The organism is Phytoactinopolyspora alkaliphila, assembly GCF_010550695.1.
Taxonomy (GTDB): domain Bacteria; phylum Actinomycetota; class Actinomycetes; order Jiangellales; family Jiangellaceae; genus Phytoactinopolyspora; species Phytoactinopolyspora alkaliphila.
This window is the reverse complement of the sequence record NZ_JAAGOB010000001.1, coordinates 147,736-172,146: the sequence shown is the minus strand read 5'-3', so window position 1 is coordinate 172,146 and position 24,411 is coordinate 147,736. Positions and strand designations below refer to the sequence as shown.

The window sequence follows — 24,411 nt, the reverse complement described above, 5'->3', positions numbered from 1 at the left end:
AGTCAGAGGTAGCCGCGGAGGCTCGCCGCGGCTGCCACTCGCTCGACCCCGATTTCGAATGCCGCGTCCCGGGGCGTCGAACCATGGCGTGCCGCGCGCTCGCGCACGGCTGCGAACGCGCCGACGATGTGCCGCCGCAGCTCGTCGTTGACCTGTTTCTCCGGCCACCTGAACTGCTGCAGGTTCTGGGTCCACTCGAAGTAGGACACGGTGACGCCGCCCGCGTTCACCAGGATGTCCGGCAGCACGACGACGCCGCGGTCGGCGAGGATGTCGTCCGCGGCCGGCGTCACCGGGTGATTGGCCGCTTCGAGGATCAACCGGGCCGAGATCCGCTCCGCGTTGGCCGATGTGACGACGCCGCCCAGCGCCGCCGGGATCAGCACCGCGACGTCGAGGGTCAGCAGCTCGTCGTTGGTCAGCGCGTCCGTGCCCGGCATACCCACCACCGAGCCGGTGGCTGACAGGTGCTCGTCCACCGCGCCCAGGTCCAGCCCGCGCGCCGAGAAAATGCCACCTTTCACGTCGCTGACCGCGACCACCCGGAAACCCTGTTCGGCCGCCAGCCGAGCCGTCCATGATCCGACGTTGCCGTAGCCCTGGACGGCCACCGTGGTGTCCTCCGGTTGCCAGGCGCGGTCCGCGGCGGCCTCGGCCAGGATCATGACGGTGCCCCGGCCGGTCGCCGCCTCCCGGCCCAGCGAGCCGCCGAGCTCGACCGGCTTACCTGTCACGATCGCCGGGGTGTGGCCCGCCTTGCGCCCGTACTCGTCCATCATCCACGCCATGGTCTGGGCGCTGGTGTTCACATCCGGCGCCATGATGTCGCGGTGCTCGCCGATCACGTAGCTCACCTGATGGAGGTAGCGCCGGGTCATGCGCTCAAGCTCACCGGCGGTGAGGCTCGCGGGATCCACCTGGATACCGCCCTTGGCTCCCCCGAACGGGACATCGGCCAGCGCGGTCTTCCAGGTCATCAGCGACGCCAGCGCCCGCACCTCGTCGAGGTCGGCGTCCTGGTGATAGCGGACTCCACCCTTGTACGGCCCACGCGCGCCATTGTGCTGGACCCGGTAGCCGTACACCGTCCTGGACGAGCCGTCGCTCATACGCAGCGGTACCTGGACCCGGATCTCCCGATACGTTCCGCAGAGCAGGTCCCGCGTGGCGTCCGACAGGGCGAGACGGTCCGCGGCACGGTGGAACGACGCATTGACGGCCTCGAAGGGACTGAGGCCGTCAACCGTGCCGGTCATCGGCAACCTCTTTCGTCGCCTCTGAAGGAAATCAGTTCTGATCGTCGTCCAGCAGGCTGGCGACCGAACGCAGGGACCCACCGGTCTGCGTGGCGCTCACGCCCTCGTTGCCGCCCTGTCCGCTCTGGGGGTGACCCGGTGCCTGCCCGGGGCCACCGGGACCCCGCCCGGGGGCCTGTTGCGAACCCTGCGGCGTGTTGTTGGCCGGCGCCGCCGGACGCTGCGGATGCTGCTGCTGGACGTGTGCCGCGATCTCCTGCTCGGCTCGCTCGGAGTCGCTGGCGCCGCCGATCTCCAGCTTGCGCAGCTCGTTTTCCAAGTACGACTTGAGCCGGCTGCGGTACTCACGCTCGAAGTCCCGCAGGCCTTCCAGCTGCCGTTCGAGATCGGCACGCTCGGTCTCCAGCTTGCCGAAGACCTGTGCGCGGCGTTTCTGGATCTCCTGGTCGATGGACTCGGCACGCTGGCGGGCGTCCTGTTCCAGCTTGGCAGCCTTCGCCTTGGTCTCGGCGTCGAGCTTCTCCGACCGGGTACGCGACTCGCTCATCAGGCGGTCGGCCTCGGCCTTGGCATCGGCGACCAGCTCGTCGGCGGTCTTCTGCGCGAGCGCGAGGACCTTCGCGGCGGCGTCGCTGGGCTGGGCCCCGACCGGAGCCGCGATCTGCGGCGCCGACGGCGGCGCCTTGGGCGCCTCGACCTGGCGGGGCGGCTGGATCGGTTCCACGGAACCGACGGCACCTGCCCCACGAGTCACGGCAGCGAGCTTGTCGCGAAGCTCGTCGTTCTCGCGCTGAAGGCGCGCGAGTTCGGCCTCGACCTCGTCAAGGAACTCGTCGACCTCCTGCATGTCGTAACCTTCACGCAGGCGGACGGTCGTGAACTCCTTGTTCTGGACCGCCTCGGGCGTCAGTGGCATAGCGTCACCTCGAAGTGTGTGCAGCGTCGTGTGTCACCGTACCGTGTCATCCCAAAGATGCCACAACTGTCTGGGCAATTCTTACCAGGATGATGAGCACGATGAACGCCAAGTCAAGGGCGACAGACCCGATTCTGAGCGGCGGGATGACCCGTCGGAGCGCTCGGAGGGGAGGGTCGGTCACCGTGTACACGGCCTCCAGCACGACGAGGAGCGGGCCCTTGGGCTGCCACTCGCGTGCGAAGACCTGGATCCAGTCGGCCACCAGGCGGACCAGCAGGGCAATGAAGAACAGCCACAGAGCTATCGACAAGGGCTGGGTAATGACCGACACAGCATCCGAACCTACCTGACGCAGGATTCGGGCGCCGACTCAGGCACCGGTCTAGTGGGCGTGCTGGTGTCATATCGATGTGTTGCACGTAACAAATCAGCTTTGGTTGAAGAACGCACCGTCGGCGATGCGAGCCTTGTCTTCCGCGGTGACCTGCACATCCGCGGGTGTGAGCAGGAACACCTTGGCGGTGATCCGGTCGATACTGCCGCGCAGCCCGAAGATGAGGCCGGCCGCGAAATCGACCAGTCTCTTGGCGTCGACGTCGTCCATCTCCGAGAGGTTCATGATGACCGGAGTGCCGTCCCGGAAATGCTCTCCCAGAACCCTGGCCTCGTTGTACGTGCGCGGGTGCAGCGTCGTGATGCGAGCCTCGCGCGCGGCAGGAGCCCGCCGGGGCGCCGCTACCGGGCGCCGGTCGGCCAACGAGGATACCGTGGCCGTCCGCTCCCGCTCGCGCCGCTCCGGAACGCGCTCGACGTCGTGCGTGTCGCGCGGGTCTACCGCGTCGTCGTCATACTCGCCCTCGTACTCGGCGACGTACTCGTCCTCGTCGTATTCATCGTCATAGCGGTCCCGGTCCTCCACGAGGCCGAGGTAGACCGCAACCTTGCGCATTGCGCTGGCCATGCTCCAAGACCCTCCGCACTAGTGGTGGTCGGTCGTTACCTTGCGTACCCCTTGACACTAGCCTGACGAATCGGCTGTCACGAGGATTGCACCTTCCGACACGCACGGTGTGTCGCCAGATACCTCCGATGACGATGATGTGAGTGTGACCGAAGGGTCTAAAGTTGCCCAAGCGACGGCAGTGACAGACGCGTGCGGCGTTCGGTCAGAGCCTTCGTGGTGGTCGGGTCGATCGGGGGAATTCGGCGCTCAGGCCGTGATCCACGCCAGGCCGGCGAAGCGCCCCGTCGTCCGGTCTCGCCGATACGAGTACAGGTCCCCACTCTCCAGCGTGCACCGTCCTTCGTTGATTACCTCCACACCCAGAGCGTCCAGCTGGGCAGCGACGCCCCGGGGCAGGTCCAGCGCCGGCGTTCCGGCTCGCGTGCTCGCCCACGCCTCCGGCACCACGGCGGCCACATCGGCCCGCATGGCTTCCGGCACCTCGTAGCAGGCGCCGCAGACCGCCGGTCCTACAGAGGCGACGACGGTACGGGCACCGAGCGCGCGCAGGGCACCGACGACGGCGGGGACGATTCCGGCGGCCAGCCCCGGCCGGCCGGCATGCGCCACGCCGACCAAGCCGGCCTCCGGGTCCGCGACGAGCACCGGCACGCAATCGGCCACCATGACGGCCAGCGCCAGTCCCGGGCGAGCGGTCACCATGGCATCCACCGGCAGCGCGGACTGGTTACCTGACCGCGGGCCGTCCACGACCGCGACGTCCGCGCCGTGGACCTGGTTCATGTAGACGACGTCGCCGGGAGACAAACCGAGGCCTCTCGCCACGACGTGGCGGTTACGTTCCACCGCGGCCGGCTCGTCGCCCACGTGGTGGGCAAGGTTGAGCTGGCCGAAGGGAGGCGGACTCACGCCGCCCACGCGGTCGGTGAAAGCGAAGTTGATGCCGCCGAGTGCGCGGCGCGATGCGATCACGGCTACATCCTGGCAGACGCTCCGCTCGCTACCCGCCGCGCCGGCTGAGCGGCTCGCCGGTCTCGACCTATTTGAGGAAGTCGGGCACGTCGAGGTCGTCGTCGGGCGGAACGATCCGACGCTGCTCGCGGGGACGAGGGGGCGCGGGAACCGGGTCTACAGTCTCCGGGCGCTCCCGCCGGCGCTCGTCGGTCGCGCCGGTACTGGAATAGCCGTCCTGGTTCGCCGCGGCCCTGCTGGATTCCTGCGGCTTCTCGGGCGTGTCCTCGTTTGCGGGCTTGGGTGCACTGTCCGCGGAGTCCGCGCGCCGGACGGTACCGAGTTCGCGCCGCGGGGGCGCGCCGCCGTCGAACCCGGCCGCGATGACGGTGACCCGGACCTCGTCGCCGAGCGCGTCGTCGATCACCGCGCCGAAGATGATGTTGGCTTCGTCGTGGGCGGCCTGCGCGACCAGGTTCGCCGACTCGTTGATCTCGAACAGGCCGAGGTCGGAACCGCCCGAGACGGAGAGCAGCACGCCGTGCGCGCCGTCGATCGAGGCCTCGAGGAGCGGAGAGGAGATCGCCATCTCGGCAGCGGCGACCGCCCGATCCTCGCCCCGTGCTGAACCGATGCCCATGAGCGCGGAGCCCGCGTTGCTCATCACCGACTTCACGTCGGCGAAGTCCAGATTGATCAGTCCCGGCGTGGTGATGAGGTCCGTGATGCCCTGCACACCGGAAAGCAGCACCTGATCGGCGCTCTTGAACGCGTCCAGAACGCTGACCTGCCGGTCGCTGATGGAGAGCAGGCGGTCGTTGGGGATGACGATCAGCGTGTCGACCTCTTCGCGCAGGGCCTCGATCCCGGCCTCGGCCTGCATCGCGCGACGGCGGCCCTCGAACATGAACGGCCGGGTCACCACGCCGATGGTGAGCGCTCCGAGCGAGCGCGCGATCCGGGCCACGACCGGCGCACCGCCGGTACCGGTGCCGCCACCCTCTCCGGCCGTCACGAAGACCATGTCGGCGCCCTTGAGCACCTCTTCGATCTCCTCGGCATGGTCTTCGGCGGCGCTGCGCCCGACGTCGGGGTTGGCACCCGCGCCCAGTCCCCTGGTGAGCTCGCGGCCGACATCGAGCTTGACGTCAGCGTCGCTCATCAGCAGCGCTTGAGCGTCGGTGTTGATCGCGATGAACTCGACACCCTTGAGGCCGACCTCAATCATGCGGTTGACCGCGTTGACCCCGCCACCGCCGATGCCGACGACCTTGATCACCGCGAGATAGTTCTGCGGAGCAGTCACGTCGAGTCGCCTCTCAATCGAGTTCGTTCTTTAACTCTCACCCTCAAGTTGAGGTTTATAGTTATGTCAACCTGAGCGATGTTCATGACGCTAAGCGGGCGGATGCCGCCTATCGTGGCGACACGCCGAGAAATTCGTGATCGACATCTTTGCCCCGTGCCACCGTGCGCCGGCGCGCCTCGTGCTGCCCGGCTAGTGCCGCGTGGCCGCAGGCCTACCCCGACCCCGTCCTCGCGGCTTGGATGCGGACCTTGGTGCGCCCGGCCTCGGCAGACGAGCAGTGATCACATGATCCACGCTGAGCCGTCCGGCGCCGACGGCCGCGAAGACGAGACTCGACAGCCCCAACGCCAGCACCAGCTCCGCGCCGCCCTGATCGACGAACATCCCGTTGCCGGCATGCACGAACAGGTATGCCCCAGCCATGTCGACGGCCAGCACGATCCCGGCCAGCGGTGTCGCCAGTCCGAGGATCAGCGCGGCGCCACCCACGAGTTCCGCAAGCGCTGCGAACCATGCGGACGCGGCCGGAAACGGGACCTTCATCTGCTCGAATCCGGCCGCGACGTTCTCGATGCCGACATCTGCGAGCTTCTGCCACCCATGCGCGACGAACACGGCGCCGACGCCTACCCGCCCCAGAAACAGGATCAGATCACGGACGATGAGGGGTCGAGGCACGGTCTCTCCTTAGTTGAACATTCAAGTACCTCGAGCGGAACGGACCGGCACCGGCGCGAGTTCCGTGGAGTCCTAACCGAGGGTGCATGAGAGCGGCAGTTCACTCCCCTGTCGAGCCGTCGATCAACTCGCGGATGATGTCGAGGTGGCCGTTGTGCCGACACGATTCCTCGATCATGTGGGTCAGCACCCAACGCAGTGTCGGGCGTCCGTCGCGCCGTGCCGTGACCGCGCGGTCGGCCAGCTCCATCCTCGCCACCACGGCCCGCGACCGTTCGCATTCCTCGGCATACCCAGCGAGAAGCGCGGCCACGGTCTCCTCCGGAGCGAGGACGAAGTCCGCGTCCTCGTCCTCGCGCGTCCAGGGTTGTGGCAGCGACGCCGTACCCGCCAGCACCGTCCTGAACCAGTAGTGCTCCACACACGTCAGGTGCTTGACGATCCCTGCCGCGGTGGTGAGGGACGGGACGAACCGGCGACGAGCCTGATCCTCGGACAGCCCCGCCACCTTGTGGTGCACCGTCGCGCGGTGGAAGTCGAGGAACGCTTCGAGCTCACTCTTATCGTCAAGGTCGTAACCGACGTCGGGACGGACCGGCAACACAGGGTGGGACATGCCCCCATCATTTCCCATCGGCACGACTCGTCACCCCCGACCTCCCCATAGGCCCCACTCATCGCGTTCCCGCCTCCCCGTCCGCATACCCGCGGCACGCCACCGGCTGCCTCTTGCACGACGATCATCACGGCCTGGGTGGGATGTGCCGTGTGAGAAAGTGCGACCTGAAGCGGCGATTCCGTGCACGGCAGTTCGCACGGCGGCGACAGCAACGACATCGGCGGCCAGAACTCACACGGCTGCGTCCACGACCAGCCACACTCCCGGCCATGTTCACACGGCTCCACCCACAGCTGCAGGATGGCGGGGGCGCACTTCACACGGCCGAGCTCACGACGCACTGCTCCTTAACCTGTGACGTCTTGTGAGATCGGTGACGCCGGGAGTCTCAGGACATCGGTAACGCCTGTACCGGTCATGGATCAGATCACGGTCTACGCCCAGGGACGGAGTGCCGGCGATCCAGAGATCGCCAGCGAGGCGGCCCGGAGCGGCCCGTGGGCGATCGGGCCAATGTCGCCGAGATATGCCGGACGCCGCGCTCGCAGGATTCAGGCGGCGCGGTGCGCCTCGCTCCTTTGCGCGCAGATGGCACGCAGGTGCCGAATGGTCGTGTTCGGTCGACGACGGACGTCGTCCGTGGTCAGACGCTCGATGTGCCAACCCTTCCGAGTGAGTGCCTTGTCTCGTTCGCGATCGTAGAAGCGCGCCGACGGCGTGGAGTGAAACCGTGCGCCGTCGATCTCAACGCCTAGCCTGAGCCCCTCGTCCGCGAAGTCAAGGCGCGCCACCAGGATGCCATCTTCACGAATCTCATACTGCCGCTCGAAGACCAGTCCCGCGCCCGCGAAGAGCGCGTCGGCCTCGTACTCGGCTCCCGATTCAGATGCGGGGTCGAAATCCTCGACGGCCCGATGCACCAGCGCCAGGCCGGTCCTGCCGCCGAAATCCTCAGCGGCGGCCAGCACGTCGTCGACCGTCATGATGTCCCGGCCGAACACGTCATACAGGACACGCCGAAACAGCTGATCTTCAAGGATGGCCGCCAGGTCGATCACCGTACGCCGTGCATCGAGAACCGGTTGGCCGTGCGCCGTGCCGGTGAAGCCTTCGATGCGGCGGGATCGGACGATGATCAAGCCCGGACGCCGAGGACGCTGAACCGCCGCCGGAACAGTGACCCACGTGCGGTCCGTCGGAATGTACGGATCGATACCCAACAGCCGCGCTGCCGTCGCGTGGCTGAACCAGGCTCGCTCACCTGCATAAAGCCGACCCGCGATCGCCACCGAAGCCCTCGTGTCCGGGGTTGCCGCGATCCGGTACACCTTGGGGTGGACGACAATCCATGTCCCGCGGCTCAATCGCGTAATGATCTGATGACGAGTGAAGCCGCACTCCAGGGCCTGCCGACGACTGAACGTCGAGTGCTGTTCTCGGCTCAGCATCAAGAGCGCGTCTTCAGCCGCCTTCGGCGACGTGTCCAGGGATCGTGTGCGCGCCTCATCATTCATGTACCTATGAACGCCCGCGATCGGTCATCGCACCAGAGGCCGCACGGTGATTGTGGATAACTCTGCCACCAAGAACAGGTCTGTTGACAAAGGCAATCCGTTCCCCACCGAAAGCGCTCCGTTCCCGACCGGCTCTCCGGCGTCGTGGGCGGAACCGTGTGAATCCTGCCGGTCAGCCCCGCAGCCGTGATGACGGCCGTGTGGGTTTGGCCGGGCGCCGCGGCAGCTGTGAGGGTGATCGTGTGAGTTCTGCCCGCTCATGTGCGCGTTGTCGCCGTCGTGCGAACTGTCGTGCACGGAATCGCCGCTTCAGACCGGCCATTCTCACACGACACATCCCACTCGGGCCGTGAAGATCTTCGTGGGAAGAACAGCCGGTTGAGGTGACGGTGGGCCAAAGGGGGTCAGGATACGGCGGGGGTGTCCGGCGCGGAGACGTCGTACACGGACGGGGGGTCCTCGTCGTGCGCCTCCATCAGGGCCAGCAAGGCGCGCGTCTTGTCCTGGGCTCGATCGGCTGTGCCCCACACCACGGTGGTCCCGTCGGTCAAGATCAGGCGGACGCCGGCCGGCGATTCGGCCTCCACACTCTCCACCAGCTGATCGATGGACGACGGCAGGCTGGTCACGACCGCCACACCGGTCACCCGCGCCAGCCGCGCGGACTCGTCGGTGGGGGTCACCAGTACGGGGACGCCGTCGGGAGGCGTGTCGGCGCGCCCGAAGAGCACGCCGGTCTCGTCGACGCTCCACCAGCTCCGGCCGTCCCGGACCGCGGCGGACGCCTCCCGTGCGGCGATGTCGATGGTCAGTGTGTTCGGCCAGGAGCGGCGGACGCTGACCTCGCCGACATCCGGCAGTTCGCGGACGCGATCCGCGACCCCGTCGGTGTCCACGCGGATCAGCGGCACGCCGATCGGCACCTCGGCGATGTCGGTAACGTCCGATCTCAGGTCATCGCCGACGCCGTGCACCGCCACGTCGTTCACCGACAACACCGAGGACCAGCCCACCAGCCAGGCGAGACCGCCAGCGGCGACGGCCAGTAGCAGCGCGATCACCACGCGGACGGCGCCCCGGAACCTGCGCCTGCGGGCACGCGCGGCGAACCGCTCGGCGCCGGCCGACCGGGTCGCGGTGCTCATGGCTGCCCTGTATCCGCGGTCTGTATTCCGGTCCGCTCCCGATCCGTACCGTCCCCAGTGCTCACGCCGGACTCACTGGCGCGTCGTGCCGCGGACTGCGCGGCTCGTTCGTCCACCCGGCGCTCGATGAGATCGAGGATCTCCGGACCGATCAAAGTGACGTCGCCGGCTCCCAGGGTGAGCAGCACATCCCCAGGCTGAACCCAGGACGCAGCCAGTGCAGGAGCCGCCGACCAGGACTGCTCGAAGGCGACCTGAGTGGGCGGCAGCGTCACGGCGGCCGCCACGAGAGCGCCGGTGACGCCGGGTTCAGGATCTTCACGGGCAGCGTAGACGTCCATCACGATCACCTCGTCAGCCCCGCCCAGCGCCTTGCCGAACTCCTCGGCGAAGATCCTGGTCCGGCTGAACAGGTGGGGTTGAAAGACCGCGATCACACGGCCGCCACCGGCGACCGAGCGAGCGGCCGCGAGGTCCGCTGCGACCTCCGTTGGGTGGTGAGCGTAGCTGTCGTACACACGCACGCCGCCGGCCACACCCTTGAGCTCGAACCGGCGCCGGGTCCCGGAGTATCCGGCCAGACCTTCTCGCAGCTCACCACTGGGGAAGCCCAGTCCGATACCGGCTGTGAAGGCGGCCGCGGCATTCAGGGCATTGTGTTTGCCCGGGATCTGCAGTTTCACCCGGCCTTGCCGACGGCCCCGCGCCACGATCTCGAACGACGCGCCCGATCCGGCCAGGTCGAGATCACTGAGCCGAACCATGGCGTCCGCGGACTCGCCGTACGTGCGCACCGTGATGCCGCGCTTGGCGGCTCGTTCCCCCAAAGCCCGGGCACCTGGATCGTCGGCGCACACCACCAGGAAGCCCCGGACCCGGTCGGCGAAGGCGTCGAAGGCGGCGACGTACACCTCTTCGGTTCCGTAATTGTCCAGGTGGTCGGCCTCGACGTTGGTGACGATCGACACTTCGGGGTCGTAGGCGAGAAACGACGCGTCGCTCTCGTCCGCCTCGGCGACGAACACCGGACCACTGCCGTTGTGCGCATTGGCGCCGGACTCGTTCAGGTTCCCCCCGATGGCGAAGGACGGATCGGCTCCGCAGTGCTGCAATGCGACGGTCAGCATCGAGGTCGTCGTCGTCTTGCCGTGCGTACCGGCCACGGCGATCGCGCGGCGCCCGGCCATCACCGAGGCCAGCGCGGACGCGCGCGGCAGCACCCGGATCCCGCGCTCGCGGGCAGCGACCACTTCCGGGTTGGTCTCCCGGATGGCGGTGGAGACGACGACGGTGTCGGCCGCACCCAGATTGGCCGCATCGTGCCCGACGTGCACCCGGGCTCCGAGGGCGCGCAGGCCGGTCAATGTGCCCGAGTCCTTCGCGTCGCTTCCGGACACCTCGATCCCCCGTGCCAGCAGGATGCGCGCGATACCGCTCATGCCCGCTCCGCCGATGCCCACGAAGTGCACCGCACCGAGCTTCTCGGCCGGCAGCACGTTCTCCATTGGTGGGACGATCACTTACCGACCTCCGCCGTCCTTGCCGTCCGCGCCGCTGCCGTTCGCTGTTCTGCCGTTCGCGGTCCGGCCGCCGTCATTTGTCGTGCCGGTCGATTCGGCGGCCTTCCACACCATCCGGACCAGCTGCTCGTCGGCATCGCGATGGCCGAGGCCGGCGGCCGCCTGGCCCATGGTGCGCAGCCGGCCCGGATCGGTCAGGATCGGGACGACCTCGGCAGCGATCCAGGCTGCAGTGAGATCGCCGTCGCGAACCAGCAGCCCGCCGCCGGCGGCGACGGTGGGCTCGGCGTTGAGCCGCTGCTCGCCGTTGCCATGGGGCAACGGGACGTACACGGCAGGCAGACCGACAGCGGCCAGTTCGGCGCAGGTGATGGCCCCCGCACGGCAGACGGCCAGATCCGCGGCCGCATAGGCCAGGTCCATCCGGTCGATATAGGCGACCGGCACATACCCGGGGCGTGGCTGAGCCGATTCGATGTTCGCCGCGCCGACCGCGTGCAGGACCTGCGCGCCGGAATCCAGCAGCGCTTCGAGTGCACCGGTCACCGCGGAGTTCACCTTGCGTGCGCCCTGGCTGCCGCCGAACACAAGCAAGGTCGGCGTGTCCTGGTCCAGCCCGAAGAAGTCCCGTCCCTCCTCCCGGGACGCCTCCCGGTCCAGCAGGGACACCGATCGGCGCAGCGGGACGCCGATGTGTTCGCAATGCGGCAACGCGACGTCCGGCGTGGCGGCCGCCACGAATGGGGTGAACCGCGCCCCGATCCGATTGGCAAGGCCGGGCTTGGCGTTCGCCTCGTGAATCACGGTGGGCAGGCCCAGTCGCCGTGCCGCCAGGTACGCGGGCAACGACACGTAACCGCCGAACCCGACCAGGACGTCCGCGCCGCGATCACGCAAGACCGCGGCGGTCTGCCGCACGGCACCGCGCACCCGGGCGGGCAGCCGGATCAGTTCCGGCGTCAACCGGCGGGGCAGCGGCACGGGCGGGATCAGCGCGAGCTCGTATCCCCGCTCGGGGACCAACCTCGTCTCCAGGCCGCGCTCGGTGCCGAGCATCACGATGCCGGCATCCGGGTCTGCCCGCCGTATCGCGTCGGCGGTGGCCAAGGCCGGTTCGATGTGCCCGGCGGTGCCACCACCGGCCAGCACGACTCTCACGTAGCCGCCTCCCGACGACGCAGCCGCTGCTCTCGCCTGGCCGCTAGCGCTTCCTTAGCTCCTGGTTCTTGCTTCGCCAACGCGAGCAGCACGCCTACCGCGGCAACCGTGGCCAACATCGACGCTCCACCATACGAGACGAGCGGCAGCGGGACACCGACCACCGGGAAGACAGCTAACACCATGCCGAGGTTAATCACGGCCTGCATCATGAACCAACCCGTGATGCCGGCAGCCGCCAGCCGCACGAACGTGTCCTTGGTTCGCATCGCGATGCGCAGGCCAGCATAGCCGAAGGCGAGAAAGAGCACGATGACCATCAACGACCCGGGAAGGCCGAGCTCTTCTCCGAGGATGGCGAAGATGAAGTCTGTGTGCTGCTCGGGCAGGACACCGGCCTTCTGGGTGCTGGCGCCGAGCCCGGTGCCCCACCAGCCCCCGTTGGCGAAAGCGTAGATGGAGTTCGCCGCCTGGTAGCCGGTGTTGGCGTAGTCGGCGAACGGATCGAGGAAGCCGAGCACGCGCTGGGTACGGTAGCTCTCGGACAGGACGAAGAAGATGCCCAGCGCGCCCACCGAGCCGACGGCGAGGCCGAACAGCCAGGTCGGCACCCCCAGCACCCAGACGATGGTGAGCAGGATCAGCATCATGATCACCGAGGTGCCCATGTCACCCTGGCCGAGGGTCAGCCCGACGACGACGGCCACCACGGGTGCCACGGGGATGAGCAGGTGTCGCCATTGACGCACCAGCGTTCCCTTGTTGGCGAACACGTGGGCCACCCAGATGATCAGGGCCAGCTTGGCCGCCTCCGAGGGCTGGAGCAGGAACGGGCCTCCGAAGTCGAGCCAGTTGCGGCTTCCGCCGCGAACCACGCCGAGCCCGGGGACGAACGTCAGCGCGAGCAGACCCACCGCCCCGATCACCATCAGCAGGGACATCGCCCGCAGGATCCGCAGGGGCATCCGGGAGATCAGCCAGGCCAGCGGCAACGCCGCCAGCACCCAGATCAGCTGCCGGGTGAAGTAGTACGCCGGGTGGCCGAACTGTGTGGTGGACATCCATGACGTGGACGAGAACACCATGATGAGCCCGATGAGCAGGAGCAAGCCGGCCGAGCCGAGAACCAGGTAGTACGACGCGAGCGGCCGGCGCAGGAAGCGTGCGAGCGCGGCCCGGGCGCCGCCGTGGCGCGCGGACTCGACGTCAACGACGCTCATGGCGGCGCACCGCGTCGGCGAACGCGTCGCCGCGTCCGGCGTAGCTGGCGAACATGTCCATGGACGCACATGCCGGTGCCAGGAGCACGGTGTCTCCCGGATTCGCGAGCCGAGCCGCTTCCTGCACTACACGATCCATGGCCTCATTGTCCGTGTCGGAGACCTCGATGACCGGGACATTCGGTGCGTGTCGCATGAGAGCCTCACGGATCAGCCCGCGATCAGCGCCGACGAGAACCGCGCCGCGGAGCCGGTCCCGAGCACCCGTGACCAGGTCGTCGAACGAGGCGCCTTTGGCCAATCCCCCGGCCACCCAGACCACCGACTCGAACGAGGCCAGCGAGGCCGCGGCGGCGTGCGCGTTGGTCGCCTTCGAGTCGTCGACGTAGGCCACGCCGTCCACCGTGGCGATGGTGGCGATTCGATGGGCTTCAGGCGTGAACGCGAGCAATCCGTCTCTCACGGCCACGGCAGGAACCCCGATCGAGCGTGCCAGGGCTGCGGCCGCCAGCGCGTTCGACACGTTGTGCGGCGCCTGCGGGCGGACGTCGGCGATGGTTCCGAGCTCGGCGGCCGACGTCTGCCGCTCGGCGATGAAAGCCCGGTCGACCAGCACGTCGTCGACGACGCCGAGCATGCCCACGCCGGGCACCCCCAGGGTGAATCCGATGGCGCGGGCTCCTTCGACCACCTCGGCGTCGCGCACGAGCTGTTCGGTCACCGGATCGGCGACGTTGTACACGCAGGCGGACTCCACGCCGGAGTAGATGCGGCCCTTGTCGGCGGTGTACTCGTCCATGGATCCGTGCCAGTCGAGGTGGTCCGGGGCGACGTTGAGCACCGCTGCGGAGCGCATCGCCAGGGTCCGGGTCCAGTGCAGCTGGAAGCTCGACAGCTCCACGGCAAGAACGTCGTGGCCCTCTGGGTCCATCACCGCGGACACGATGGGGTCACCGACGTTGCCTGCCGCACCGACCCGCAGGCCCGCCGCACGCAACATCCCGGCGAGCATCCGCACCGCCGTCGTCTTGCCGTTGGTGCCGGTCAGCGCCAGCCACGGGGTCTCCGGATCGCGCAGCCGCCACGCCAGCTCCACCTCACCCCAGATCGGCACACCCGCCTTCACGGCTGCGACCAGCAGCGGCGCTGTGGGGCGCCATCCCGGAGATGTGACGACCAGATGTACCCCATCGGGCAGCTGCGCCGTGGACCCCGGCCCGAGCCGGACGTCGGCGCCGAGGATCTCCAGAATCGTGGCGCGTTCCCGCTCGTCGTCGCCGTCCCGTTCGTCGACGACGGTCACCGTCGCTCCGAGCTGCACCAGCACGTCAGCGGCGGCGAAGCCCGAGATGCCGATCCCGGCCACCACGGCGGACAGTTCCGGCCACGGGCTTCCCCGCCCCGCACCGTCGAGCCACTCCGGGGTGTTCACAGCGCGGCCACCCACTCGGCGTAGAACAGACCGACCCCCGCCATGACGAACAGCCCGGCGACGATCCAGAACCGGATCACGATGGTGACCTCGGCCCAGCCTTTGAGCTCGAAATGGTGCTGGAGCGGCGCCATGCGGAACAGCCGTTTGCCGCCGGAGAGCTTGAACCAGCCGACTTGGAGGATCACCGAGAGCGTAATGATGGCGAACAACCCGCCGAGCACGACGAGCAGCAGTTCCGTGCGGCTCATGATGGCCAAGCCGGCGAGCGCTCCGCCGAGTGCGAGAGAACCTGTGTCGCCCATGAATATCTTGGCCGGCGCGGCGTTCCACCACAGGAAACCGAAGCACGCGCCCATCAGGGCTGCCGCGACCACGGCCAGGTCGTGCGGATCACGAATCTCGTAGCAACCGGGTCCAGGCGAGACCGAGCAGCTCTGGTTGAACTGCCAGATGCTGATCAAGGTGTAGGCACCGAAGACCATGACCGAGGCGCCTGTGGCGAGGCCGTCGAGTCCGTCGGTGAGGTTCACGGCGTTCGACGAGCCGGAGACCATGAGCAACGCCCAGATGACGAATGCCGCGGCCGGGAGTTCGATCGGCGTGTCACGCAGGAACGAGATGGCCTGCGACGCCGGTGTGACGTTCCGGTCGTTGGGGAAGTTGATCGCCATGATGCCGAAGGCCACCGCCACGGAGATCTGGCCTGCCATCTTGGCCCGGCTGCGCAGACCCAGGCTGCGCTGTTTGGCGATCTTGATGTAGTCGTCGAGGAAGCCCACGAGGCCGAGGCCGACCAGCAGGAACATGACGAGCAGCCCGGACGCGCTCGGCGCGGAAGGGCGGACGAGGTGGGCGATGATGTAGCCGAGCACCGCCGCCAGGATGATGACGGCGCCACCCATGGTCGGGGTTCCGCGCTTCGTGTGGTGGCTGGTCGGGCCGTCGTCGCGGATGAGCTGGCCGTATCCGCGGTCGGCCAGCAGCCGGATGGCCATCGGCGTTCCCAGGATCGACACGATGACGCCGACGAAGCCGGCGGTGAGGATGGAGATCACGAGTCGCTCCTCCCGGCCGCGTCGACCAGCTGGTCGCCCAAGTGGCGCAGCCCGGCGTCCCGCGAGGACTTCACCAGGACGACGTCACCGGCGGCGAGCTCAGCCGCGAGCACTTCCTCCGCGGCGGCACGATCCGGGGCCCACATCGCCTCGCCCGCCCACGATCCCTCCAGGCTGGCGCCCTGGTACACCGGGCGGGCGCCGTCGCCGACGGCGATCAGCTTGGCGATGTTCAGCCTGACCACGAGCCGGCCGATGGCGTCGTGCTCGGCTGCCGAAATGTCGCCGAGTTCGAGCATCTCACCCAAGACCGCCCAGGTGCGTCGGCCCCCCGCCATCGACACCAGTGACTTCAGGGCTGCGCGCACCGACTCGGGGTTGGCGTTGTAGGCGTCGTTGACCACGGTGACGCCGTCGGGCCGTTCGGTCACTTCCATCCGCCAGCGGGACAGCGCCCGGGCGGCTGTCAGCCGGGCGGCCGTCTCCGCCACCGGGATGCCAAGGGCGTGCGCCACGCCGGCCACGGCGAGGGCGTTGGCGACCTGATGCTCGCCCACGAGCGTCAACGAGACGAGAGCCGAGCCCTCGGGGGTGACGAGCGTGAACGACGCGCGGCCCTGACCGTCGAGCTGGACGTCCTCCGCTCGCACATCGGCGTGGACGGACTCACCCACCATGATCACGGTCGCGCTGGTCCGCTCCGCCATCCGCCGGACCAGCGGGTCGTCACCGTTGAGGACGGCGACGCCCTCCGGCGGCAGCGCCTCGACCAGCTCCCCTTTGGCCCGGGCTATCACGTCACGGCCGCCGAACTCGCCGACGTGCGCGCTACCGACGTTGAGCACGACGCCGATCCGCGGGGGCGCGATGCCACACAGGTAGGCGATGTGACCGATGCCGCGGGCGCCCATCTCGACCACAAGGCTGCGGGTCGCCTCGTCCACTCGCGAGACGGTGAGCGGCACGCCCACCTCGGTGTTGTAAGAGCCGGGCGGCGCGATGACCGGGCCGAGGGCCGGAAGAACCTGGGACAGGAGGTCCTTCACCGTGGTCTTGCCGGACGAGCCGGTGACTCCGACGACGTTCAGCTCACCTGCCCGCTCGACAGTCGCTGGTGAGGTTCGGCGGTCCACGATGCCGCGCGCCACCTGGCCCAGGGCGCGCTGGGTGTCCGGGACGACCACCTGTGGCAGATCCGCACCGGGAACGCTCCGCTCGACGATCGCGGCCACGGCTCCGGCCGCCGCCGCGGCTTCGACGTAGTCGTGGCCGTCCTGCTGCTCGCCGGCGCGAGCGACGAACAGCCCGCCCGGCTGCACCTCCCGCGAGTCCACGACGACGGCTGCCGTCACGCTCAGCGATTCCATGCCGGACGACGGCTCGGCGCCGGTCCACTCGACATGGCCGGCGGTGATCTCCGCGATCTCCGCCAGCGTCATCCGGATCAACGTGCCGCCTCCACCTGTCTCGTCACGCTCGGTCTTTCGTTCATCTGTGCTCAGCATTCCAGTCCCGAAGGTGCTCCCGGAGCACCTCGCGGTCGTCGAACGGCTCCACCGTTCCCGCGATCTCCTGCCCTTGCTCGTGCCCCTTACCGAGCACGACCACCGTGTCCGCCGCGCCTCTCGCCAGGCTGAGTGCGGTCCGGATCGCCGCCCGACGATCCCCGGCCTCGATCACCTCGGCACGTTCCTCCTGCCGTACCTCCTCCGCTCCGGCCAGCACCGCCGCGCGAATGACCGCGGGGTCTTCGGACCGGGGGTTGTCGTCGGTGACGACCACGATGTTGGCATACCGCGCTGCGGCCGCACCCATCAGTGGGCGCTTATCGCAGTCCCGGTCCCCGCCGGCGCCGAGAACCGCGATCAGCCGCCCGTGGCCGTGCTGGTCGCGCATCTCGTCGCGCAACGCCTCGAGGACATTCTGGACGGCATCCGGCGTATGTGCGTAATCGACGATCGCGCGCGGCGTGTCTCCGGGCTCGTTGACCTGCTCCATCCTGCCAGGCACGCCGGCACAGGCGGCCACGCCGGCGGCTGCGATCGCCGGTTCCATGCCGGACTCGGCGAGCATCGCCACCGCCAGCGCGGCGTTCGAGATGTTGAAGCCGCCCGGCAGGGGCACCACGAGGGTCACCTCCCGCCCGTCGGGCGTCGCTAGGTACAGCTGCGTGCCGGATCGCCGCACTCGCCATGCCGCGGGTCGATCACGCGGGAACCGGCCCGGCTCGGAGCCGGAATGGGATGCTCGTGGGTGCTCGACAGGGTCGGACGCAGCCACCGTCACGGTCGGGATGCTCGCCCGTTCGGCGAGCCGCCGTCCGTAGTCACCATCGACGCAGACCACGCCGCGGCGGGCGTAGCGGGGGGTGAACAGGCGCGCCTTGGTGGCGAAGTATTCGTCCAGGTCCGCGTGGAAGTCGAGGTGGTCCTGGGAGAGATTGGTGAAGCCCGCCACGTCGAACGACACGCCATCCACCCGGCCATAGGCGAGGGCGTGGCTGGACACCTCCATGACGCACGCCCGGACGCCGCGCTCCAGCATCGACGCGAGCAACGCGTGCACCTCGGTGGCCTCGGGCGTGGTGCGCACGCTCGCCACGACCTCGTCGCCGACGCGTGTCTCCACCGTGCCGATGAGGCCGGTGGCCATGCCGGCGTGCCGGAGGCCGGATTCGAGCAGATAGGCCGTCGTCGTCTTGCCGTTGGTGCCGGTGACGCCGAGCATCAGCAGTTCTCGTGCCGGATGACCGTAGATCGCCGACGACACCGCTCCCAGCCACGAGCGCACGTGGTCCAGCGAGATCACCGGTACCGGGGCGGAAGCCACGCCGGCGGGCAAGGTCTCCGTGCCGGCCAGCAGCTGCACTCCCTGCTCGTCAGTAAGCACCGCTGCCGCGCCCGCACTGATCGCGGACGCGGCGAACCGGGCCCCGTGCGTCTTCTCGCCGGGCAGCGCCGCGTACAGGTCACCTGGCCGTACCAGGCGGGAGTCATGTGTGATGCCGGTGACGGCAACGTCACCCGTCTCGGGAACGGCCCCCAGCGGCAACAGGTCGCGCAATTCGGCCAGCGAGAACGGGGCCGTACGTCGCGGACGGAGACCAGGCGGTTGAGACACGACAGCAGAATCTACTCGCCGGCTGCGTCGCCGGCGAAGAGTGGCAGCTCCGGCGCCGGTTCCGCCGACGGCGGCACGCCTTCGCTCTCCAGCGCGAACTGCAGGATATCCGCGAACGCCGGACCCGCGAGACCGCTGCCGGAGTTGCCGTTGCGCGGGTTCATCAGGGACACGACGACGACGTACTCGGGATCGTCGGCCGGGGCGAATCCCATGAACGACGAGTTGTACTGGCGGTAACATCCACAGCTGGGGTCCACCCGCTGTGCGGTCCCGGTCTTGCCAGCCACCCGGTATCCCTCCAGCGTGGACCGGTTGCCAGTGCCACCCTCACCCATGACGGCCTCCATCATCGCGGTGACCTCGGCAGCCGTCTCCTCGCTGACCACCCGCACGGGCTCCGCCGGGTCTGTGGGCGTCTCGGCGCCGTCGGCGTCGATGGTCGCGGCGATCAGTGTCGGATCGATGCGCACCCCGCCGTTGGCGATCGTCGCGTACGCCGATGCCATCTGGACGGCATTGACGGAAACGCCTTGACCGAACGACACGTTGTCCCTGGTCAAATCACTCATCTCGGCAGGCAGGCGACCGCCGGTCTCCGCCGGAAGGCCGATGCCGGTCGGTTCGCCCAGGCCGAACGCGGCCAGGTAGTTCCGGTAGGTCTCCTTGTCGATCAGCTCTGCGGCCAGCATCGTGCCGACGTTGCTGGACTTGGCCATGACTCCGGCCAGCGTCATCTCCTGCTCCGGGTGGCTGTAATGGTCCCGGATAGTGTGCCCACTGCGACGCAAGTTGTCGGGCACCGAGAACACCGTCGAGGCGTCGGCCGCGCCTTCCTCCAGGACCGCGGCCATGGTCAGCGGCTTGAATACCGATCCGGGCTCGTAGGCTTCCTCCACCGCCTTGCTGCCCCGGTTGGCCGCCTCCGTCTCGTTCGGCTTGTTGGGATCCACCGATGGTGTGCTCGCGAGCGCGACGATCTCGTGCGCGTCCGGCTCCAGCTTGAGTACCACCGCGACGCCCGAATCGGCGTTGGCGTCATCGACGGCGTTCGCCAGTACGTCCTCAGCGTGCCACTGCACGTCCCGATCCAGAGTCAGGCGCAAGCCGTCGCCTGTGACGGGCTCTTGGCGAACGCCGGAACCGGGGATCCGTTGCCCGCCCGATGTCTGCCGGTAGACCATCTGCCCGTCCTCGCCCGCAAGAAGCTCGTTCTGGGCCAGCTCGAGCCCGGCCAGAGGCTCCCCGTCCGCACCGATGAAGCCGACGACGCTGCCCGCCACCGAGCCGGCCGGGTAGGCCCGGACCTCGGCGTTCTCCGCCCCCACTCCCCGCAGTTTGAGCTTCTGGACCTCTCGCCAAACCGAACCTGTGACGCCCTTCGCGAGGTACTTGAACTGGCGGTCTCCGGTCATCGCCTCTTGCAGCTTGGACGCGTCGATGTCGAGGATGTTCTCCAGCTGCAGCGCGTACGCGGCCGGGTTCCTCACCTCGGTCTGGTCCACGAACACGTGGTAAGACTCCACGGCGCGCGCGAGCGGCGAGCCGTTGCGGTCGACGATGTCCCCGCGGTCCGCGGCGAGAACCACACTGGTGCGCCCGATCTGGCTCGCGTGAAGGACGTACGTCGAGGCGTCCAACCCTTGGAGCTGCACCAAGCGGCCGGCGAACAGGGACAGCAGCACGCACGCTCCTACCAGCAGGACCCGGAGCCGCTTGCGCGGATCGGCCAGGCGGAACAGCCGCGCGGGCCGCTTCGGCTTGGCGGCGCGCCCCTGCGGACGGCGAACCTGGGATGGCGTCCTCGCCGGCTTGGTGGCGGGCCTGGTGGAACGCGTCGCCTTCGGCCGGCTGGCGGTGCTCCGGGAGCCCCTGTTGACGTTCCGGCCGTCCGAACGGCTCGTCGTCGCGGCGGCCTTCGCAGGCGGCTGCCGTTTGCTGGGGGTGCGACGGGAACCCGCCGCCGCGGCACGTGCGGTTCCGGTGGACTTGGCCCGGCTCGCCCCGGCTGCCTTGCCACGGCTCGTGCCGGAACCCGTGGGCGCCCGTCCGCGGCCCGTTCCGGTCGTCTTCGCCTTGCCGCCGCTTCGCGACCTCGCGGCCCCACCGCCGGAGTCCCGGCGTGGGTCGCGCTCCTTCACTCCTCACCACCCTCGGTGGCGCGCACCGCCTCGAGCTCGATGAACTCGAGATCTTCGGCAGGTACCATGCCCAGCTCACGTGCCCGCTCGGCCAGACCGGCCGGCGACTCAAGGACGGCGACTTCGCTCGCGAGCACTTCTGCCCGGTCGCGCAACGCCGTCGTCTCCGCCTCGAGCTGCGACAGAGCGAAAGAGCCCTGCTGCAGGGCCGTGTTGAGAATCAGCAAGCCGACCAGCCCGATCCCCAGGATCAGGAGAACCAGGACGACGAACGGCGCCCTGGGCGACTTCGTCACCCCCGGCAGGACCCGCAACGGCACGCCACGCTGCCCGGGCCCCCGTGTGGCCGGTGCGATGAATGCTCGCTCCGCGCTCATAGTCGTTCCTCCCCGTGTGATGCGCCACGACGTCCGTCGCCCATGCGAATCCGCTCCGCTGCCCGAAGCCGCGCCGACGCGGCGCGCGGGTTCTCCGCCACTTCGTCCGCCGTCGGAGCCTCCGCCTTTGCCAGCAGCCGGAGCACCGGGCGGTGTTCAGGCAGCTCGACCGGCAGGCCTGGTGGTGCCGTGCTCGTTGCCCCGGCCGCGAGCGCTCGCTTCACCATGCGGTCTTCGAGCGAGTGATACGAGAGCACGACCACTCGCCCACCCACGGCCAAGGCGTCAAGGGCCACCGGCAGGGCCCGCCGCAAGACTTCGAGCTCGGAGTTGACCTCGATCCGCAAAGCCTGGAAGGTCCGCTTGGCCGGATGGCCGCCCGTGCGCCGCGCGGGCGCCGGAATCACCTCACGCAGCAGGTCGACGAGGCGGCCGCTGGTGGTGAACGGCTCCCGTTGCCGTTCCCGCACGATCGCCGAGGCGATGCGGGGGGCGAACCGTTCCTCACCGAACTCGCGCAGGACTCGTGCCAGGTCACCGCGCGAATAGGTGTTCAGGACGTCGGCCGCCGTGCGACCGCTCGATCGCTGGTCCATGCGCATGTCGAGCGGCGCGTCGTGCGCGTAGGCGAAGCCGCGCTCGGCCTCGTCGAGCTGGAGCGACGACACGCCGAGGTCGAACAGGATCCCCTGAACCTGGTCGATGCCGAGTTCGTCGAGGGCGGCGTCGAGCTGGTCGTATACCTGGTGGACCGCGGTGAACCGGTCACCGAAAGGCGCGAGTCGCTGCCGCGCGGCCGCCAGGGCCTGGGGGTCGCGGTCCACGCCGACCATCGACGCGGCCGGGCACCGGCGAAGCAGGGCCTCGGCGTGGCCACCGAGGCCTAGTGTCGCGTCGACGAGAACACCGCCGCTCTCCACGGCCGGCGCGAGCAGGTCGACCACGCGCTCCAGCAGGACCGGCACATGTGCCGGTTCCGGCGACCCTCGCCCGCTGTCCATGGTCCTGCTCGTCTCCTCGCCTCTGCTGCAGAAGCCTCGCGATCTGTTCTGCTGTCCTTGCCGTGTCCGGCGCCGTGGCAATCGCCTCGTGCAACCAGGTCCCCGCCCGCTCTGTCGAGATGTCGGACTAGGTACCGCCTGGAACCGGGGAAGGTGTCCCAGGAAGTGATGAGCGGGCCGGAGGCCTCGTTGCACGAGATAGATGGGCTGGGTCGGGAACGTGTGGTATCGCGGGGGCTGGCCTGCGGTCAGAAGATCCCGGGCAGCACCTCCTCCGAAATGTCCGAGAACATCGGCTCCTTCTCGGCCTGATAGGTCTCCCAGGACTCGGACGACCAGATCTCCACCCGCGTCATGGCACCGACGACGGTGCATTCCTTCTCCAGCCCCGCATACGTGCGAAGGCCGGTCGGGATGGTGATCCGTCCCTGCTTGTCCGGGATCTCGTCGCTGGCACCTGCGGCGAGCATTCGAGCGAAGTCCCGGGTGCCCTTGTGTGTGAACGGCGCCGCGCGCAGCTGTTCGGTGAAGCGAAGGAACTCGCCCCGCGGCCAGACGTAGAGACAGCGTTCCTGCCCCCGTGTGATCACTACGCCCTCCGCAAGGTCTTCTCGAAACTTCGCCGGGAGGAAGAGCCTGCCTTTGTCGTCCAGGCGAGGCGTGTGGGTGCCCAAGAACATGTGCCCCACCTCCCCGTCGGTTAGGCCACTCTCGCTCCATTGCTCGCCACTCTACTCCACTTTCCCCCACTTGCAACCACAAACGCTCCCCGCCGCTCCCCAACCTCCCCACTCCGCTCCCGACGCCGGGGCGGCGCACCAGCCGCTGCGGGCCGCGACGGAGCGGACGGGCGACGATCCCGGCCCCCGGGAGGAATGGACCGGAGGAGCGCATGCGGCCAGCAAGGTCGTAACCTTGGGCTCGTTTCTTGGCGCACAATTTGCGAGACTCGGGACACGAGCAGATCGCTCCCGACACCGGCTGTGAAGGAGAACGCCAGTGCCCGAGCCCTTGGCACACGACCCAGCTAGTCGGCCCGCCGCGGCCGTCCCCGTGGGCGTGCCACATTCCGGCGAGCTGGACCTGGCCGACCTGACGGAAACCGCAGACCGGCTTCAAACGGCCATCGGCGGCGTCGTCGAAGGAAAACCCGAGAGCATCGAGCTCGCCCTGACCGTGCTGTTCGCGGAGGGCCATCTGCTGATCGAGGACGTTCCCGGGGTCGGCAAGACCATGCTGGCGAAATCTCTCGCTCGCGCCATCGATTGCTCGGTCCGCCGCATTCAGTTCACTCCGGACCTCATGCCGAGCGACGTCACCGGTGTGTCCGTCTTCAATCAGGAGAGCCGGGAGTTCGAGTTCAAACCCGGCGGCGTCTTCGCCAACGTCGTGGTCGGCGACGAGATCAACCGCGCATCCCCGAAGACCCAGTCCGCACTCCTGGAGTGCATGGAAGAACGTCAGGTCACCGTCGACGGCACCACCTACCCGCTGGACACGCCGTTCATGGTGGTGGCCACGCAGAACCCGATCGAGATGGAAGGCACCTACCCGCTGCCGGAAGCACAGCGAGACCGGTTCATGGTGCGCCTGGCGATGGGATACCCGTCCGTCTCTGACGAGATTCAGATGATCGACACACACGGCGCACACACCGGCCTGGACGCGCTCGAACCCGTCACGGACGCCGCCCACATGCGCAAGCTCATCGGGCTGGTCCGCTCGGTGTACGTCTCGGACGCCGTCAAGAACTACGCCGTCGCGCTGACCGGCGCCACCCGAACCTCACCTGAGCTGCGTCTTGGCGCCTCCCCCCGGGCCACGCTGCACCTCGTCCGGGCAGCCAAGGCATGGGCCGCCCTCGACGGCCGCGACTACGTCCTCCCGGACGACATCCAGGCCCTGGCCGGCCCGGTTCTGGCCCACCGGATCCTGCCCACGGCGGAGGCGCAGATCGGCCGGCGCGACGCCGTGAGCGTCGTCTCGGACCTGGTACGGCAGGTTCCCGTGCCCGAGGGCCGGCCGTAGC

At 68.8% G+C, this 24,411-nt stretch carries 21 protein-coding genes and 1 pseudogene; 1 reads left to right on the top strand and 21 read right to left on the bottom strand.

From position 1 onward, the window contains the following. Window positions 1–2 precede the first annotated feature (2 nt). The 21 genes and pseudogenes from G1H11_RS00690 to mraZ form a co-directional block, all read right to left on the bottom strand. A complete protein-coding gene (locus G1H11_RS00690) occupies window positions 3–1,256 on the bottom strand; it encodes a Glu/Leu/Phe/Val family dehydrogenase (protein WP_163815094.1) in 1,254 nt (417 codons plus the stop codon). A 31-nt stretch (window positions 1,257–1,287) separates the two neighbouring features. Further along, window positions 1,288–2,172 carry a DivIVA domain-containing protein gene (locus G1H11_RS00685; protein ID WP_163815092.1) on the bottom strand — a complete coding sequence of 295 codons (885 nt, stop codon included), beginning with the start codon at window positions 2,170–2,172 and terminating at the stop codon, window positions 1,288–1,290. Between the two features lie 46 nt (window positions 2,173–2,218). Then, window positions 2,219–2,506: a YggT family protein gene (locus G1H11_RS00680; protein WP_163815090.1), complete on the bottom strand. Its 288-nt coding sequence runs from the start codon at window positions 2,504–2,506 to the stop codon at window positions 2,219–2,221. A gap of 96 nt (window positions 2,507–2,602) precedes the next feature. Then, window positions 2,603–3,136 carry a cell division protein SepF gene (locus G1H11_RS26245; RefSeq protein ID WP_163815087.1) on the bottom strand — a complete coding sequence of 178 codons (534 nt, stop codon included), beginning with the start codon at window positions 3,134–3,136 and terminating at the stop codon, window positions 2,603–2,605. A gap of 249 nt (window positions 3,137–3,385) precedes the next feature. Then, the gene (pgeF, locus tag G1H11_RS00670) at window positions 3,386–4,111 is read right to left on the bottom strand and encodes a peptidoglycan editing factor PgeF (protein WP_163815085.1); all 726 of its coding nucleotides are present in this window, start codon (window positions 4,109–4,111) and stop codon (window positions 3,386–3,388) included. A 67-nt stretch (window positions 4,112–4,178) separates the two neighbouring features. Further along, window positions 4,179–5,396 (bottom strand): cell division protein FtsZ, encoded by a 1,218-nt coding sequence (ftsZ, locus tag G1H11_RS00665; RefSeq protein WP_343074782.1) that lies wholly within the window; start codon window positions 5,394–5,396, stop codon window positions 4,179–4,181. A gap of 192 nt (window positions 5,397–5,588) precedes the next feature. Next, window positions 5,589–6,077 (bottom strand): DoxX family protein, encoded by a 489-nt coding sequence (locus G1H11_RS00660; protein ID WP_216843300.1) that lies wholly within the window; start codon window positions 6,075–6,077, stop codon window positions 5,589–5,591. 100 nt (window positions 6,078–6,177) lie between these two features. Then, window positions 6,178–6,693 (bottom strand): DinB family protein, encoded by a 516-nt coding sequence (locus G1H11_RS00655; protein WP_163815083.1) that lies wholly within the window; start codon window positions 6,691–6,693, stop codon window positions 6,178–6,180. Between the two features lie 554 nt (window positions 6,694–7,247). Further along, window positions 7,248–7,754: a DUF559 domain-containing protein gene (locus tag G1H11_RS00650; RefSeq protein ID WP_163815081.1), complete on the bottom strand. Its 507-nt coding sequence runs from the start codon at window positions 7,752–7,754 to the stop codon at window positions 7,248–7,250. An 860-nt stretch (window positions 7,755–8,614) separates the two neighbouring features. Next, the gene (locus G1H11_RS00645) at window positions 8,615–9,355 is read right to left on the bottom strand and encodes a cell division protein FtsQ/DivIB (RefSeq protein WP_163815079.1); all 741 of its coding nucleotides are present in this window, start codon (window positions 9,353–9,355) and stop codon (window positions 8,615–8,617) included. Beyond that, window positions 9,352–10,860, bottom strand: a complete 1,509-nt coding sequence (gene murC, locus G1H11_RS00640; RefSeq protein WP_163815077.1) for a UDP-N-acetylmuramate--L-alanine ligase — start codon at window positions 10,858–10,860, stop codon at window positions 9,352–9,354. Before murC ends, G1H11_RS00645 begins: the two co-directional genes overlap by 4 nt. A gap of 114 nt (window positions 10,861–10,974) precedes the next feature. Continuing rightward, window positions 10,975–12,033: pseudogene (gene murG / locus G1H11_RS00635) on the bottom strand (undecaprenyldiphospho-muramoylpentapeptide beta-N-acetylglucosaminyltransferase); the annotation flags it as partial. Beyond that, the gene (gene ftsW / locus G1H11_RS00630) at window positions 12,030–13,253 is read right to left on the bottom strand and encodes a putative lipid II flippase FtsW (RefSeq protein ID WP_163815073.1); all 1,224 of its coding nucleotides are present in this window, start codon (window positions 13,251–13,253) and stop codon (window positions 12,030–12,032) included. The gene ftsW and the pseudogene murG, both read right to left, overlap by 4 nt. Then, a complete protein-coding gene (gene murD / locus G1H11_RS00625; RefSeq protein WP_163815071.1) occupies window positions 13,240–14,685 on the bottom strand; it encodes a UDP-N-acetylmuramoyl-L-alanine--D-glutamate ligase in 1,446 nt (481 codons plus the stop codon). The genes ftsW and murD overlap by 14 nt, the downstream gene beginning before the upstream one ends. Next, window positions 14,682–15,743 carry a phospho-N-acetylmuramoyl-pentapeptide-transferase gene (gene mraY, locus G1H11_RS00620; protein WP_163815069.1) on the bottom strand — a complete coding sequence of 354 codons (1,062 nt, stop codon included), beginning with the start codon at window positions 15,741–15,743 and terminating at the stop codon, window positions 14,682–14,684. Before mraY ends, murD begins: the two co-directional genes overlap by 4 nt. Then, complete coding sequence (locus G1H11_RS00615; protein ID WP_216843299.1) at window positions 15,740–17,248, bottom strand: UDP-N-acetylmuramoyl-tripeptide--D-alanyl-D-alanine ligase; 1,509 nt, start codon at window positions 17,246–17,248, stop codon at window positions 15,740–15,742. The genes mraY and G1H11_RS00615 overlap by 4 nt, the downstream gene beginning before the upstream one ends. Then, window positions 17,232–18,863, bottom strand: coding sequence for a UDP-N-acetylmuramoyl-L-alanyl-D-glutamate--2,6-diaminopimelate ligase (locus G1H11_RS00610; RefSeq protein WP_216843298.1), 1,632 nt, complete (start codon window positions 18,861–18,863; stop codon window positions 17,232–17,234). The genes G1H11_RS00615 and G1H11_RS00610 overlap by 17 nt, the downstream gene beginning before the upstream one ends. A gap of 11 nt (window positions 18,864–18,874) precedes the next feature. Further along, entirely contained in the window at window positions 18,875–21,004 is a 2,130-nt protein-coding gene (locus G1H11_RS00605; protein WP_163815067.1) for a penicillin-binding transpeptidase domain-containing protein, read from the bottom strand. Beyond that, window positions 21,001–21,381: a cell division protein FtsL gene (ftsL, locus tag G1H11_RS00600; RefSeq protein WP_163815065.1), complete on the bottom strand. Its 381-nt coding sequence runs from the start codon at window positions 21,379–21,381 to the stop codon at window positions 21,001–21,003. The genes G1H11_RS00605 and ftsL overlap by 4 nt, the downstream gene beginning before the upstream one ends. Continuing rightward, the gene (rsmH, locus tag G1H11_RS00595) at window positions 21,378–22,382 is read right to left on the bottom strand and encodes a 16S rRNA (cytosine(1402)-N(4))-methyltransferase RsmH (protein WP_163815063.1); all 1,005 of its coding nucleotides are present in this window, start codon (window positions 22,380–22,382) and stop codon (window positions 21,378–21,380) included. Before rsmH ends, ftsL begins: the two co-directional genes overlap by 4 nt. 248 nt (window positions 22,383–22,630) lie before the next feature. Further along, window positions 22,631–23,062 carry a division/cell wall cluster transcriptional repressor MraZ gene (gene mraZ / locus G1H11_RS00590; RefSeq protein WP_163815061.1) on the bottom strand — a complete coding sequence of 144 codons (432 nt, stop codon included), beginning with the start codon at window positions 23,060–23,062 and terminating at the stop codon, window positions 22,631–22,633. A 397-nt stretch (window positions 23,063–23,459) separates the two neighbouring features. Here mraZ and G1H11_RS00585 point away from each other — a divergent pair, with 397 nt between their 5' ends. Next, the gene (locus tag G1H11_RS00585; protein WP_343074791.1) at window positions 23,460–24,410 is read left to right on the top strand and encodes an AAA family ATPase; all 951 of its coding nucleotides are present in this window, start codon (window positions 23,460–23,462) and stop codon (window positions 24,408–24,410) included. Window position 24,411: the final 1 nt, after the last annotated feature.

Coding starts and splice junctions, on each gene's coding strand:
- G1H11_RS00645 (WP_163815079.1), bottom strand. CDS start 9,355: ATGAGCACCGCGACCCGGTCGGCCGGCGCCGAGCGGTTCGCCGCGCGT.
- G1H11_RS00655 (WP_163815083.1), bottom strand. CDS start 6,693: ATGTCCCACCCTGTGTTGCCGGTCCGTCCCGACGTCGGTTACGACCTT.
- G1H11_RS00685 (WP_163815092.1), bottom strand. CDS start 2,172: ATGCCACTGACGCCCGAGGCGGTCCAGAACAAGGAGTTCACGACCGTC.
- rsmH (WP_163815063.1), bottom strand. CDS start 22,382: ATGGACAGCGGGCGAGGGTCGCCGGAACCGGCACATGTGCCGGTCCTG.
- G1H11_RS00615 (WP_216843299.1), bottom strand. CDS start 17,248: ATGCTGAGCACAGATGAACGAAAGACCGAGCGTGACGAGACAGGTGGA.
- mraZ (WP_163815061.1), bottom strand. CDS start 23,062: ATGTTCTTGGGCACCCACACGCCTCGCCTGGACGACAAAGGCAGGCTC.
- ftsL (WP_163815065.1), bottom strand. CDS start 21,381: ATGAGCGCGGAGCGAGCATTCATCGCACCGGCCACACGGGGGCCCGGG.
- murC (WP_163815077.1), bottom strand. CDS start 10,860: ATGGAGAACGTGCTGCCGGCCGAGAAGCTCGGTGCGGTGCACTTCGTG.
- ftsW (WP_163815073.1), bottom strand. CDS start 13,253: ATGAGCGTCGTTGACGTCGAGTCCGCGCGCCACGGCGGCGCCCGGGCC.
- G1H11_RS00690 (WP_163815094.1), bottom strand. CDS start 1,256: ATGACCGGCACGGTTGACGGCCTCAGTCCCTTCGAGGCCGTCAATGCG.
- G1H11_RS26245 (WP_163815087.1), bottom strand. CDS start 3,136: ATGGCCAGCGCAATGCGCAAGGTTGCGGTCTACCTCGGCCTCGTGGAG.